The sequence below is a fragment of the Azospirillum lipoferum genome (genome assembly GCF_024170005.1).
Lineage (GTDB): Bacteria > Pseudomonadota > Alphaproteobacteria > Azospirillales > Azospirillaceae > Azospirillum > Azospirillum lipoferum.
Window position 1 is genome coordinate 15,678 of record NZ_JALJXJ010000026.1, and the last position, 14,197, is coordinate 29,874.

12 protein-coding genes are annotated in these 14,197 nt (G+C 67.3%); 7 read left to right on the forward strand and 5 right to left on the reverse strand.

Going from position 1 to position 14,197, the window contains the following annotated elements; genetic code table 11:
- Positions 1-79 precede the first annotated feature (79 nt).
- The gene (locus tag J2848_RS34190; protein ID WP_149235298.1) at positions 80-1,885 is read right to left on the reverse strand and encodes a carbon starvation CstA family protein; all 1,806 of its coding nucleotides are present in this window, start codon (positions 1,883-1,885) and stop codon (positions 80-82) included.
- Positions 1,886-2,132: 247 nt separating this feature from the next.
- On the opposite strand from J2848_RS34190, the gene J2848_RS34195 reads away from it, so the two are divergent.
- Positions 2,133-2,327 carry a hypothetical protein gene (locus tag J2848_RS34195; RefSeq protein WP_149235297.1) on the forward strand — a complete coding sequence of 65 codons (195 nt, stop codon included), beginning with the start codon at positions 2,133-2,135 and terminating at the stop codon, positions 2,325-2,327.
- Here J2848_RS34195 and J2848_RS34200 read toward each other — a convergent pair.
- Entirely contained in the window at positions 2,275-3,222 is a 948-nt protein-coding gene (locus tag J2848_RS34200) for a YihY/virulence factor BrkB family protein (RefSeq protein ID WP_149235296.1), read from the reverse strand. The two genes, J2848_RS34195 and J2848_RS34200, sit on opposite strands and share 53 nt — an antisense overlap.
- Before the next feature lie 199 nt (positions 3,223-3,421).
- On the opposite strand from J2848_RS34200, the gene J2848_RS34205 reads away from it, so the two are divergent.
- The gene (locus J2848_RS34205; protein ID WP_246194469.1) at positions 3,422-4,147 is read left to right on the forward strand and encodes an aspartate/glutamate racemase family protein; all 726 of its coding nucleotides are present in this window, start codon (positions 3,422-3,424) and stop codon (positions 4,145-4,147) included.
- Here J2848_RS34205 and btsR read toward each other — a convergent pair.
- The 3 genes from btsR to J2848_RS34220 form a co-directional block, all read right to left on the reverse strand.
- The gene (gene btsR / locus J2848_RS34210) at positions 4,122-4,838 is read right to left on the reverse strand and encodes a two-component system response regulator BtsR (protein WP_149235295.1); all 717 of its coding nucleotides are present in this window, start codon (positions 4,836-4,838) and stop codon (positions 4,122-4,124) included. The two genes, J2848_RS34205 and btsR, sit on opposite strands and share 26 nt — an antisense overlap.
- A 23-nt stretch (positions 4,839-4,861) precedes the next feature.
- Positions 4,862-6,559, reverse strand: a complete 1,698-nt coding sequence (locus tag J2848_RS34215) for a sensor histidine kinase (RefSeq protein WP_149235311.1) — start codon at positions 6,557-6,559, stop codon at positions 4,862-4,864.
- 122 nt (positions 6,560-6,681) lie between these two features.
- The gene (locus tag J2848_RS34220; protein ID WP_149235294.1) at positions 6,682-7,500 is read right to left on the reverse strand and encodes a polysaccharide deacetylase family protein; all 819 of its coding nucleotides are present in this window, start codon (positions 7,498-7,500) and stop codon (positions 6,682-6,684) included.
- Positions 7,501-8,508: 1,008 nt separating this feature from the next.
- Here J2848_RS34220 and J2848_RS34225 point away from each other — a divergent pair.
- The 5 genes from J2848_RS34225 to J2848_RS34245 all read left to right on the forward strand — a co-directional run bounded on the left by J2848_RS34225 (position 8,509) and on the right by J2848_RS34245 (position 14,178).
- Positions 8,509-10,095, forward strand: coding sequence for a peptide ABC transporter substrate-binding protein (locus J2848_RS34225; protein ID WP_246194473.1), 1,587 nt, complete (start codon positions 8,509-8,511; stop codon positions 10,093-10,095).
- Between the two features lie 92 nt (positions 10,096-10,187).
- Entirely contained in the window at positions 10,188-11,276 is a 1,089-nt protein-coding gene (locus J2848_RS34230) for a tetratricopeptide repeat protein (protein WP_149235292.1), read from the forward strand.
- Between the two features lie 25 nt (positions 11,277-11,301).
- Positions 11,302-11,745 (forward strand): hypothetical protein, encoded by a 444-nt coding sequence (locus J2848_RS34235; RefSeq protein ID WP_211103349.1) that lies wholly within the window; start codon positions 11,302-11,304, stop codon positions 11,743-11,745.
- Positions 11,746-11,851: 106 nt separating this feature from the next.
- Complete coding sequence (alr, locus tag J2848_RS34240) at positions 11,852-13,003, forward strand: alanine racemase (protein WP_149235291.1); 1,152 nt, start codon at positions 11,852-11,854, stop codon at positions 13,001-13,003.
- Positions 13,000-14,178, forward strand: coding sequence for an ABC transporter substrate binding protein (locus J2848_RS34245; RefSeq protein ID WP_149235290.1), 1,179 nt, complete (start codon positions 13,000-13,002; stop codon positions 14,176-14,178). Before alr ends, J2848_RS34245 begins: the two co-directional genes overlap by 4 nt.
- Positions 14,179-14,197: the final 19 nt, after the last annotated feature.

Genomic DNA, 14,197 nt, shown 5'->3' on the forward strand with positions numbered 1-14,197 from the left:
CTCTCCAAGACGGACAAAAGCGAACGGGTCCTGTGGAACACTCCACAGGACCCGTTCGCTTTTCACGACACTGCAACCGTTATTCGGCCGGGGTGGCGACCATCGGAACCTCGACGGCGCGGGCCTGGAGCAGTTCCTTCCACTTGCGCAACGCGGCGATCAGGATGATGAAGCCCAGCGCCAGCATGATGATCGAGATGCCGGCGTTGAAGGGGTTGTAGCCCTTGGCCGCCTTGTTCAGATAGACGTTGGCGATCATCCAGTAGCCGGCGACGTTCACCGTGACGAACAGGTAGGCCAGCGGGATCAGGCAGGTCAGCATGTAGATCCGCTTCTGGGCCAGCCGCAGGATGATGGTGGCGCCGATGATCAGACCGACCGAGGCCATCAGCTGGTTCGACACGCCGAACAGGGCCCAGACCGAGTTGATATCGCCCGACGTCAGCAGATACCCCCAGGCCACGCAGGCGATGACGCTGGCGATGATCGAACCGGGGACCCAGTCCAGCCGCTTCATCGGGGCATAGACGTCGCCCAGCAGGTCCTGGATCAGGTAACGGGCGACGCGGGTGCCGCTGTCCACGGCGGTCAGGATGAACACCGCCTCGAACATCACGACGAACTGGAAGAAGTAGGAGGCGAGGCTGTTGAACCACGGCACGCGGGTGAAGATCTCGGTCATGCCGACCGCGAGCGTCACCGCACCGCCGGTCCGGCCGTAGAGGTCGAGGCCGATCTCCTGGCTCAGCCGCGGCAGGTCCACCACGGTCATGCCCAGGGCCTTGAAGGCGGCCGGCGCGGAGTTGATGGCGAAATAATCGGCCGGATGCAGGGCGGTGGCGGCGATCAGCGCCATGACGCCGACCAGGCATTCCGCCAGCATGCCGCCGAAGGCCACCGGACGGATGTCGCTCCATTTGTCGATCAGTTTGGGCGTGGTGCCCGACCCGATGAAGGCATGGAAGCCGGAGATGGCGCCGCAGGCGATGGTGATCGAGATGAAGGGCCAGACCGGGCCGTTCAGCACCGGGCCGCCGCCATGGATGAAGTCTGTCAGGGCGGGGAAGCGGATTTCCGGATTGATGAAGACGACGCCGACCACCAGCGCCCCGAATACGCCGACCTTCATGAAGCTGGACAGGTAGCCGCGCGGGGTCAGCAGCAGCCAGACCGGCAGGGCGGTGGCGAAGAAGGCGTAGATGGGCAGGATGACGGCGACCGTTTCGGCATGCAGCGTCAGCCACTCGCCCAGCAGCGTGCCCTGGATGTAGGGACCGGCGAAGACCGAGGCGGCGATAGCGGCGATGCCGACCTGGGTGGCACCCTTGGACGAGCCGGTGACCTTCTCGTAGAGGCCGAGCGCGATGGCGATCGGGATCGTCATGAACACCGCGAAGGCGCCCCAGGCGTTGCGTTCCAGCGCATGGACGACGACCATCGACAGGCCGGCCATGGTGATGGTGATGATGAACAGCATCGCCAGACCGGTGCACCAGCCGGCCACCGGGCCGAGTTCGGCCTTGGCGACCTCGGACAGCGACTGTCCCTTGTGCTTCATCGAGGCGAACAGCACGACCGTGTCATGCACGGCACCGCCGATGACGCAGCCGATCAGCAGCCACAGGAAGCTCGGCAGATAGCCGAACTGGGCGGCCAGCACCGGACCGACCAGCGGGCCGGCGGCGGCGATGGCGGCGAAATGCTGGCCGGCATTCACCCACTTCTTGGTGGGCACATAGTTTTTACCGTCCGCCAGGATGTGGGACGGGGTGACTTCCGAATCGTCGGCACGGAGAACCTTGCGCACGAAGAACACGCCGTAGAAGCGGTAGCAGAGCGCAAGAATGCAGAGTGTCGCGATCACAAAGGTTAGGGCGTGATCCATGACGGCTCTCCTGAAAAGGATATGCCGCCGGTGTACGCCTGCCGCGGCACCCCGTGGGGTGGAATGCCGCGAGCGGCAGCCGGGACGTGCCGAGCGGTAGCCGGCAGGGGGCGAGCGGCGCCGCTCAAGCCCCGGAATGCGCCGCTCAAACGGTCAAACCGCCGCTCGCCGGAAACCGGCCCGGCGCATGCCGCGACGGCGCTAGGTTGGGACGTCCCACAACGCCGGCTTCCGCCAGAGATCTCCGATGACCACTCCCTGCCCCCGCACACCCCTGCGCAAGGCCCTCGCCAATCTCCGTCGCCTGTTCAACGACGACAGTTACGACCGCTACCGCGAAGCCCAGGCCCGGCTCGCTCCGGAGGAGGAACCGCTCGACCGTCAAGCCTTCAAGGCGCGGCAGATCCTGATGACTCTGGGACGCGGCTGCTGCGGACGCTAGCCCCCTCCCCCGGACCGGGCCCCGCTTCCGGGTTCAGGCCGGGCAGCCGCGCCCGGCTGCCGCTGCGTTCCGAATAGGCGCGGGTCAGTTCCGCCCCGAACAGGAAGATGACCGCCGAATAATAGACCCACAGCAGGATCAACACGAAGGACCCCGCCGCGCCATAGACGGTCACCACCCCGCTGGTGGCGATGTAGAAGCCGATCAGGAACTTGCCCACCGCGAACAGGAAGGCGTTCACCGCCGCCCCCAGCCAGACGTCGGCCCAGCGGATGTAGGTGTCGGGCAGGATGCGGTAGATCAGCGCGAACAGGCCGGTCAGCACCGTCCAGGACACCACCACGTCGACCAGCCACAGCAGCGACGGCATCGCCGGCAGATAACCGGCGGCCCAGCGGCCGGCCGCCGCCAGCGCCGCGCTGACAACCAGCGAGACGATCAGCAGGAAGCCGATGGCGCCGATCAGCGCCAGCGCCTTCAGCCGCACCCGCACCAGCCAGGTGATGGTCGATTCCTGCGGTGCCGCCACCCGCCAGATGCGGTTCAGCCCGGCCTGCAGCTCGACGAAGACGGTGGTGGCGCCGACCAGGATGGTGCCGATGCCGATGACGCTGGCGACGATGCCGGTCTCGCGCGCCCCGGCCCGCGCGATCAGATCCTGCAAGGTCTGGCCGGCATCGTGCCCGACCAGCGCCGTCAGTTGCTCGACCAGGGCACCGCGCGCCGCCTCGTCGCCGAACACCAGCCCGGCCAGCGCGATCACCAGGATCGCCAGCGGCGCCAGCGAGAAGATGGTGTAGAAGGCGATGGACGCCGCCATGCTCATCGCGTCGTCGTTCATCCAGCCATAGGCCGCATCGACGACTATCCCCCACCACCGCCGCACGCCGCCCATCGCCGCCCTCCCCGTCCCGGACCATCCCTGCGGTAACACCGGCCGCGGCCTTTCCATCCCGCCCTACCCGCTTCCGCGGTCCCGTGTTAGGAAGAAAGCCTCCGCGGCCAGCAGCCGTTGAACAGGTGAACAGCACGCCGGAAACTGTTTCACGGCGTTCCAAACCTTCCATCCAAAGCCAGGACAGGAGACCCGCCCGGTGTCGCAGAAGGTGATCGGCCTGATCGGGGGCATGAGCTGGGAAAGCTCGGCCGAGTATTACCGCATCGTCAACGAGGGCGTCCGCGACCGGCTGGGTGGGCTGCGCTCGGCCCGCTGCCTGATGTGGTCCTTCGACTTCGCGGAGGTCGAGGCGTTGCAGCATGCCGGCCGCTGGGACGACGCCACCGCCCTGATGATCGACGCCGCCCGCCGGCTGGAGCGCGGCGGCGCCGATTTCCTGCTGATCTGCACCAACACCATGCACCGCATGGCCGCCGAGGTGCAGGCCGCCGTCGCCGTCCCGCTGCTGCACATCGCCGACCCCACCGCCGAGCGCATCCGCGCCGCCGGCCACCGCCGCGTCGGGCTGCTCGGCACCGCCTTCACCATGGAGCAGGATTTCTACAAGGGCCGGCTGGCCGACCGCCACGGGCTGGAGGTGCTGATCCCCGACGAGGCCGACCGGGCCACCGTCCATCGCATCATCTACGAGGAGCTGGTCCAGGGCCGGGTCGAGGCCGCCTCCCGCCAGGCCTATCGCGACGTGATCGCCCGGCTGGTCGAGCGCGGCGCCGAGGCCGTCATCCTCGGCTGCACCGAGATCATGCTGCTGGTGAAGCCGGAGGACAGCGCCGTCCCCCTGTTCGACACCACCGCCATCCATGCCGAAGCGGCGGTGGAACTGGCCATCGCCGGCTTCACCCCATCCCCAGCCGTTCCTTGAGCGCTCCCAGGAAGCGGCGGCTGACCGGCACCGCATGGCCGCCAATGGTCTGAATCTCCGCCAGCCCGCCATCGGCGAAGCGGATTTCCCGGATGCGCTCCGGATTGACCAGATGCTGGCGGTGGCAGCGGAACAGTTGGCTCTTCTCCTGGATGGTGTGCAGGGTCAGCTCGGTGAAGCGCTCCTGCCCATCCTCCCCCACCACATAGACGCCGGCGGGGCGGGAGACGACATACTCGACATCGGCCAGCTTCATCAGGGTGATGCGGTTGACCCCGGTGCAGGGGATGTGGCGCAGTTCCGCCGCCCCCGGCAGGACGGACAGCTCCTGCGGCGCATGCTGCCGGCGCAGCCGTTGCAGGGTCTTCTCCAGCCGCGCCGGATCGGCCGGCTTCAGCAGGTAATCGAAGGCATGCTCCTCGAAGGCCTGGACGGCATACTCGTCATGGGCGGTCAGGAAGACGATGCGCGGCATCCGCTCCGGGTCGAGCATGCTCAGCATCTCCAGCCCGCTGACCCGCGGCATCTGGATGTCGAGGAAGACCACGTCGGGCGCCTGCCGGTTGATGGCGCCGATCGCCTCGATGGCGTTGGCGCATTCGCCGACGATGCGGATGTCGGCGGCCTCCTCCAGCATGCGGCGCAGCTCTTCCCGCGCCAGCGGCTCGTCATCGACGATCAGGACAGTCATGGCAGCGGGCATCATGGGAGCCATCATGCAGGCACGGTCTCTTCGAGAGGCAGGCGCAAAGTGACGCGGGTGGAGGCATCGGGCTCGCAGGCGACCGAGACGCCGTAAGCCTCACCGTAGCGGTTGCGGATGCGGCGGTCGACGATGGTCATTCCCAGCCCGTCGCCGCCCGGCTTCGCCTCGTAGAGGCCGGCATTGTCCTCCACCGACAGCAGCAGGTCGCCGCCCTCCCGCCGGGCCGCGATGCGCACCCGGCCGTCGCCCAGAAGCTGCGCCGTGCCGTGCTTGATCGCGTTCTCCACCAGCGGCTGGAGCGAGAAGGCCGGCAGCCGGGCATGGCGAAGATCGTCCGGCACCGCGATCTCCACCGCCAGCCGGCCGGTGAAGCGGGCCAGCTCGATCTGGAGATAGGCGCTGACATGCTCGACCTCGTCGGCCAGCGTCGCCATCTGGCTGGGGCGCTTCAGGTTCTTGCGGAAGAAGGTCGACAGGTTCTGCACCAGCATCCGCGCCCGCTCCGGATCGTTGCGGATGACGGCGGAGATGGTGTTGAGCGCGTTGAACAGGAAATGCGGGTTGACCTGCGCATGCAGCAGCTTGATCTCCGACTGCGCCAGCAGCGCCTTCTGCTGCTCGTAACGGCCGGCCAGGATCTGGTTGGACAGCAGCCGCGCCACCCCCTCCCCCAGCGTCCGGTTGATGGTGGAGAAGATCTTGGTCTTCGGCTCGTACAGCTTGATGGTGCCGATCACCCCGCCATCCTCGCCCACCAGCGGGATCACCAGCGCCGCCCCCAGCCGGCAGGCCGGGCTGATCGAGCAGCGATAGGCCACCTCGTTGCCGTCGGCATAGATCACCTGATTGCTGGCGATGGCCTGATGGGTCTGCGGCGAGCTGATCGGCGTGCCCGGCAGATGGTGGTCGTCGCCCATGCCGATGAAGGCCAGCAGCTTCTCCCGGTCGGTGATGGCGACGGCGCCGACGCCGGTCTCCTCGAAGATGATGCGGGCGACGCGGGTGCTGTTCTCGCTGTTGAAGCCGCCGCGCAGAACCCCGTCGCAGCGCGCGGCGATCTTCAGCGCCTTGGCGGAGAAGGCGCTGGACTGCTTTTCGTCCAGCACGCGGCGTTCCAGCAGGATGCGCATGAACAGCGCGGCCCCGACCGTGTTGGCGACGATCATGGGAGCGGCCACCACCTCCACCAGATGCACCGCTGCCTCGAACGGCCGGGCCACCGCCAGGATGATCAGCATCTGCACCACCTCCGCGACGAAGGTGACGGCGCCGACGCGCAGCGGGTTGAACAGCGGTTCGATCCGCCCCTGCCGCACCATGTGGCGGTGGACCAGCCCGCCGATCAGCCCCTCCGCCATGGTGGAGATGGCGCAGGCCAGCGCCGACATGCCGCCCAGCGAATAGCGGTGCAGGCCGCCGGTCAGCCCGACCGCCAGCCCCACCGACGGCCCGCCGAAGATGCCGCCCAGCACCGCGCCGATGGCGCGGGTGTTGGCGATGCTGTCGTCGATGTGCAGGCCGAAATAGGTCCCCATGATGCAGAAGATCGAGAAGATCACGTAGCAGGCCAGCTTGTGCGGCCAGCGCACCGTCACATGGGTCAGCGGCAGGAACAGCGGCGTCCGGCTCAGCAGATAGGCGATCACCAGATACACGCACATCTGCTGAAGCAGCGAGAGGACCAGGGTGAAGGGCTCGACTGACATGGGGGGCATGGCGGTATTCCCGGCGGCGGCCTCGATGGATTGGCCCCGCTCCGCGCCATCCTACACCGGCGGGCGCCCGCCGCCGATGGGACATCCTTGCATGCCTACCGCGGCACGGGCACTCAGCGCCGCCGCGGCGCCGGGTGCAGCAGCGCCAGTTCGGGCGTCACCGACTGCCGCATCGCCGCGTCCCATTCGCTCATAGTGACGAAGCGCAGGCCGCGCTTCTCCCCCTCCTCAAGGATGGCCGGCAGGGCCGCGACGGTGGCCGCCTTGGTGCTGTGCATCAGCACGACGGCGCCGGGGACCAGCCGCTCGACGATGCGGTGGCGGATGATGTCGGGACCGGTGTCCTTCCAGTCCTGGCTGTCGGCGGTCCACTGCACCGTCGCCATGCCGTGGTGGCGCGCCAGTGCCGCCAGCGCGTCGTCGACGTCGCCGTAGGGCGGCCGGAACCATGTCGCCTTGACGCCGATGGACGCCAGCGCCTTTTCCGCCTGCGCCAGGTTCCACTCGCGCCCGGCCGGATTCAGGTCGGTGGTCATCGGGTGGGTCTGGGTGTGGCTGCCGACCTCGTTGCCGGACGCCGCCACCAGCCGGGCGATGCCGTGATGCTCGGGGATTTTGGCGCCGATGTAGAAGAAAGTCGCCTTCGCCCCATGCGCCCGCAGGATGTCGAGGATGTGCGGGTCGTTGGCGTCCGGCCCGTCGTCGATGGTCAGCGCCACCACCTTCGCCCCCGGCAGGGTCAAATCCACCTGGGCGAGGTCGAGGTCCGATCCGGGGATCAGATGCTGCGTCACGAAGGGCGCCGCACCATGGGTGGCGGCATAGCTGCGCTGGCCCGCCATGGCGGAACCCGGCAGGACGGAACCCGGCAGGACGGACAGGGCGGCAGCCAGCCCAAGCGGCAGGACGGCGCGGCGGAACAGGGTCATCATCGCAAGGGCACTTGAGAAAAGTCAGCGCCGCCCCTCCCCTCCAAAGGGGTAGGACCGGCAGAGGACCGAGATTTGCGCCCACCCGCCGTGATGGACAAGCGATTTGTTGCGGACCTGCGAGGGGGGGCCGTCAGGTTTGGCGCCAAGTCTAGATTATGGTTAAACTCACGGCAAATTGGTGCGAGACCTGATGAAGCCGTCCAGTTCATCAGCCAGCAGGTCGAACTCCAGGACGCATGGCATCGGCGGTGATGCCCGTGACCATCATCTCCCGCCTGCCGGCAAACTTTGCAACAGAGCCGCCCGACGAATCACGAATAGCGGCGCCGGAAGGCAGCGGCCTGAAATATAAAAAATCCGTAATGGAAATATTTTTTAGACCTTGTCTCCCAAACACTATGCAGAATCAGCCCTTCTCAAAGGAAGGCGGGCCGGAATCTGGGTTATCACTATGGACTACATTCTCAACCTGACATTTTCCCAGAGACCAGTCGGCACCGTTTTTCGCTCGAACACTCTCCGGCAGGCAACATCAAACCATTGATTCACAACGAAAAACCATTACAGCCCTGATTTATGCAAAATTTTCCTGCACGCTTTTCCCGTTACCCCGATTGAGGTAACCTACCCGATATGAGATATGCGGACTACTCGCCCCTCTAACCAGGGATGCCTTTTTCACATGCCGATGCCGCAAGCAGGTGAGGCCACCCCACACCGGTTGACCACGGGGAGGACCGGCGCACCGACCCTGCCGTCTCCTTGCCGCTGGCCGGGCGAATCGTCCGTCTACAGTGACTTGCGGTCCGTGGCAGCCGTGCCGGACCGAGCGGAGCGTGACCGTATGCAGAACGTCCAATCGACCGACGAAACCGGCAGCCGATCCGGCGCGGACCGGCAGGTCGTTTCCGGCCCCGCGGCTTCGGTCATTGTCCACGTCCCAGAATTCCACCGCCAAGATTGTGAGGGCCTCCGGTGACAGAGCTAACGAAGAGGGTATCGGCGGTGATGCTTGCCGCCGGGCTTGCGCTTTTCACTGGGACGGCGGCGCAGGCTGCGACGGTGCTGAATCGCGGCAACGGCGGCGAACCGTCGACGCTGGACCCGCACCGCACGGACGGGCGCATCGAATCGAACATTCTGCGCGACCTGTTCGAAGGGCTGGTGGTGTACGGCCCCGATGGCCGCATCCTGCCGGGCGTCGCCGAAAACTGGCAGGTGTCGGATGACGGCAAACTCTACAGCTTCCAGCTCCGCGCCGACGCCCGCTGGTCCAATGGCGATCCGATCACGGCGGAGGATTTCGTCTACAGCCTGCGCCGCGCCCTGACGCCCAAGGACGGGATCCAGCCTTCCTCCAACATGCGCGTCATCAAGGGCGCCGCTGCCGTCATCGACGGCGCCAAGCCGGCCGACACGCTGGGCGTGGCGGCGCCGGATCCGCGCACCGTGACCATCGCGCTCGAGGCCGCCACCCCCTATTTCCTCGATCTGATCGCCGCCGACAACAGCGCCCTGCCCGTGCACCGCGCCACCGTCGAATCCCAGCGCGAACGCTGGACCGACCCCGGCAAGATGGTCAGCAACGGTGCCTATGTGCTGGAGGAATGGCGCGCCCGTCAGCAGATCGGCCTTGGCAAGAACGCCAACTTCCACGACAGCGGCAGCGTCGCCATCGATCGCGTCAACTTCTTCCCCATCGACGATTCCGCCGAGGAGGTCGACCGCTTCAAGGCCGGAGCCCTCCACCTCACCTACGAGGTTCCGCAGGACCGCGTGAAGTGGATTTCGCTGACCGAACCGAAGGTGTTCTGGAACAGGCCCTTCCTCGCCACCTACTATTACGCCTTCAACCTCACGGTCGAACCGTTCAAAAGCAGCCGCGACCTGCGGCGTGCGCTGTCGCTGGCGGTCAACCGCGAGAACATCGTCGACAAGGTCACCCGCGCCGGCGAGACCCCGGCCTATGGGCTGGTGCCGCCCATCGTCCCCAACTACCGCCGCCAGACCGCCGACTTCATCGCCGAGCCGATGGAGAACCGCCTGCGCGAGGCGCGCCGCCTGTTCTCCGCCGCGGGCTTCAGCCCGATGCAGCCGCTGACGCTCGAAATCCTCTACAACCAGTCGGAAAACAACCGCGTCGTCGCCGACGCCGTCGTCTCCATGTGGCAGGACGCCTTCGGCAAGGGCATCCAGGTCAAGCCGGTCGGGGTCGAGCGCACCGACTATCTCAAGCGCCGCGCCCGGCGCGATTTCCAGATCGTGCGCGCGGCCTGGATCGGCGATTACGCCGATCCCACCGTCTTCCTCAACCTGATGCTGTCCACCGCTCTGCCGCCGCGCAACGATCCCGGCTACCGCAGCCGCAAGTATGACGATCTGCTCGCCAAGGCGGCGGCCAGCGAGGATGCGGGCCAGCGCTCCAGCCTGCTCGCCCAGGCCGAGAAGACGATGATCGACGACCACCCGGTCATCCCGATCTACCACTTTTCCACCAAGTCGCTGGTCAGCCAGCAGATCAAGGGCTGGGTCTACAACGTGCGCGATGTCCATCCCAGCCGCTTCCTGTCCTTCGCCGGCAAGGCCGCCTCGTGACCGCCGCCTCATGACCGCCGCCACGGCGGTGTCCGCAGCGGACTGACGGCAGACAGACAGCACAGCGAAAGCAGAGCGACAGGGGGGACAAGATGGATTTCGGCATTCTCACCATTCCGCTGGTGACGCTGGCGATGGCCTTCGGCTTCGCCGTCTTCACCGACACCCAGACCATCCATTTCGACTATGTCGACGTGCCGGACTCGATCTCCCAGGAGACCGGCCTCACGCCGGCGGTGGTGATCACCAAGCTGGCCGACGAGATGCAGGAGATCGAGCGGCAGGCCTTCACCAAGGCCGAAGCCCGTCAGGTCGAGCTTCACGCCGACCAGAGCGCCACCTCGGTGCTGGGCGAATATCTCGGCGTCACCCCGCTGATCCGCGTGGTACAGGAATCGGCCCACATGATTCCCTTCACCTTCTCCGGGGAAATCGTGCGCCACGACCAGCAGGTCGAATTCATCCTGCGCAGCTACGACAGCCACCACAACAAGACGCGCATCCAGCGCAACGGCTCGGTCGACAACATGAAGGGGCTGATCCATGGCGTCGCCTATGAGGCGATGCGGGTGGTGAACCCCTATATCCTGGCCGCCTATCAGTTCAAGCGCGACCGGCTGTCACGCGACTTCACCCCGACGCTGGAGATCCTGCGCCTCGAACTGGAAGGGCACGACTCGCGCTACGCCCCGTGGCTGCACAATCTGTGGGGCATGGTCCTGTACCAGCAGAACGATCGCCACGGCGCCATCCACCAGTTCGAGGAGGCGGTGCATCTCGACCCCAACTTCCTGTCACCGGTCCTGAACCTGGGTGTCGTCAATGCCCGGCTCGGCGAGTATGACGCGGCGGTGCAGAACTTCGCGGCGGTGGTGGAGCACCCCAACGTGGTCCAGAGCCCGGCGGTGAAGGCGGCGGCGCTGAGCGAATGGGGCTTCACCCTGGCCCTGACCGGCCGGATCGAAGAGGCCTATGCCAAGTTCGACGAGTCCAGCCGGACCGATCCCAACTTCTCCGACGTCTATTCGAGCTGGGCCGAGGTGCTGAGCGCCCAGGGACGCCGCGAGGAGGCGGAGCGGATGACCGCCAAGGCGCTGAAGCTTGCGCCGAAGGAGGTCGTCTATACCGAAAACCTGATCGGCACCGTCCAGAACGTACCGGCCACCGCCAGCATGAACTGACGGCACGGCAGAGGGGGGCCGAAGCATGAGGCGGGGCACGCACTCCATGACCATCGCCGCGGCGACCGCAGCGGCGATGGCGATCCTGATCGCAGCGGTACCAGCCGCTGCGGCGGGTGGGCATGGCAGCAGCGGCGGGCATGGCGGCCGCTACGCCCGCCATGCGGTGCCGGCCCACGCCGAGGCCAAGCATGCATCGCCTCACCGCGACAAGGGCAAAGGCCATGGCGAAAGTCATGATGACGGCCATGGCGGCCACAGCACCAACGTCCTGCTCCTGGTGATCTACGGGCTGCTCGGCATCAACAACAGCCATGGTGGGGGGCATGGCGGGGGGCATGGCACCGGACCGGCCGCCGGACATGCCACCGGACCGGGCGCCGAACACGGAACGGCGCAGGAACCCGACCCGGCCGGGGCCGCCGGGACCTATGATCCCGCCGGCGCCGTCCCGGCAGCGGCCCATTGATGGCGGCGGATTGAGGATGGAATGGTCCGGAGCTTGCGGGATTCGGGCGGAGGGCCAGAGCGGAGACGATGCAAGCACCCGAGAACAGTGGTATGGACCGGTCGTCATGACCAATGATGTCGCAGGCTGTCATGCCGTCCTTCATCTCGACCGGCTGGCGGCCAATCTCGCGATGGCCAGATCGATCCTGGGCACCGGCGGCCGGATCCTGGGTGTGGTCAAGGCCAATGCCTATGGCCACGGCGCCCTGGCGGTGTCGCGGGCGCTCGAACGCGCAGGCATCGACGGACTGGCCGTCGACAGCCTGGACGAAGGGATGGACCTGCGGCGGGAGGGGATCGCGTCCCCGATCCTGGTGATGAATCCGCTTTGCCCTGGCGACGCGTCCCCGATGATCGCCGCCGGCCTGACCGCCACCGTCAGCGATGCCGAAGCGGCCGAGGCGCTGCAATCCGCCGCCCGTCGGGCCGGCCGCCCGGCCGGCGTCCATGTCAGGGTCAGATCGGACGGCGCCGGGCTGGGCGCGGACCGGGGTGACGTGGCTTTCCTCCTGCGCAGGGTGCGCGGCTTTGCCAATCTGCGGCTGGACGGGTTGTTCACCCACATGATCGGCCCCTATCGTGACGATCCCGTCCAGATCGGGCGGGAGGTCGCCGGTTTCCGCACCCTGATCGACCGGCTGCCGGCGGATGTGCCGAAGCCGCCGTTCGTCCATGCCGTCACCAGCCCCGGCCTGTTCAACGCCCCCGGCGCCCGGTTCGACATGGTGCGGCTGGGTGCGGTGCTCTACGGCATCCGCATGGTCGAGGCGGGCGGCGCGCCGTTCCCGTTCCGCCCGGTGATGGAACTGGTCTCGCGCGTCGCGCATCTCTGCAGACTGGAGCCGGGAGACGACATCGGATACAGCCCGGGCGCCCGGCGGCGGAACGAAGGGCGGAGCGGAGGACGGGCGGCGATGATTCCGGTGGGCTATGCCGACCTCCCCTTCCTGCTGCGCTTCCGCGACAGCGCCGTGCTGATCCGCGGGCGGCGGGCGCCGCTGATCGGCGAAGCCTTCATGGGAAAGGTTCTGGCCGACGTCACCGACATACCCGAAGCCGCTCTGGGCGACGAGGCGGTGTTCGTCGGCACCCAGGGCATCGAGACGATCACGGTGGAGGACATCGGCAAGGCCAACGGCATCCGTCCGTCGGCCATTCTGATGCTGGGGCCGCGCGTGGCGCGCCGGTCCGTCGGACAGGTGGGGGGTGAGGAATGAGGGGATCCGGTCAGATCGTGAACCGGCGCCGGATGATCGCCGGTGCCGGCGCGGCGGTCCTGGGCACGCTCCTTCCGGGCGGTGCCGGGGCAGGCCGCGCGACCGACAACGCCTTGCTGCCCAAGCTGACCGACGGACGTCATTGGCGGATCGGCTATGCGGAGACGATGCCCTACGGCAACTATGCGGGCACCCTGGCCAGCATCGTGAAAGGATTGGACGCCCTGTCCTGGCTGAATGGGGCGGCACGGATGCCCTATGATGCCGGCCAGACCGACAGCCAGGCGCTGTGGCGCTGGCTGTCGGCGCACGATCTGGGGCCGCGGATCCGCTTCGTCGCCGACGGCTGGTACGGCGGGCTGGATCAGGCGCCGGCGGAACCGATCCTGCAACGGCTGGAAAGCGGCGGCGACATCGATCTGATGATCGTGATGGGCACCATCGCCGGGCGCAAGCTGGCGGTGGACCGTCACTCCGTCCCGACGCTGGTGTTCTCCACGACCAATGCGGTCGCCGCCGGCATCGTCGCCGCTGCCGAACAATCCGGCCGCGATCACGTCTGGGCCCATGTCGATCCCCAGCGCTATTACCGCCAGCTCCGCATCTTCCACGAGACCTTCGGCTTCCGCCGGCTGGGGATCGCTTACGAGAACAGCCCGGCCGGCCGCGCCATCGCCTCCATCGCCGACATCGAAGCCATGGCGGGACAGCTGGGGTACGAACTGGTGGCACGCCATGTCCAGGCCCCCGCCGGTCCCGACGACCAGGAGCGCTATTACGCCGATCTCGCCGCCGCCTGGAGCGATCTCGCCCAGCGGGTGGACGCCATGTACATCACCTTCGGCCGCTGGAGCCTGGACCGCTTTCCGGCCCTGGTCCGCGTCTTCCAGGAGCGCGGCATCCCCACCTTCTCGCAGCTGGGGCCGGAGGAGGTGGCGCAGGGCGCCCTGATGAGCGTCGCCCGCGGCGATTTCGACGGGATCGGCCAGTTCGGCGCGTCGGTGATCGCCCGGCTGGCCAACGGCGAGAGGCTGGCGGACATGCGCCAGATCTATTTCGACACGCCCACCATCGCGTGGAATCTCGCGGTTGCGAGCCGGATGGGCTACCGCCCGGCGATGTCGGCGCTGCTGGCCGCCGACAACATCTACACCAGCCTCCGCGCAGTGCCTTGAGCGGCCCGCCATCAGCCGA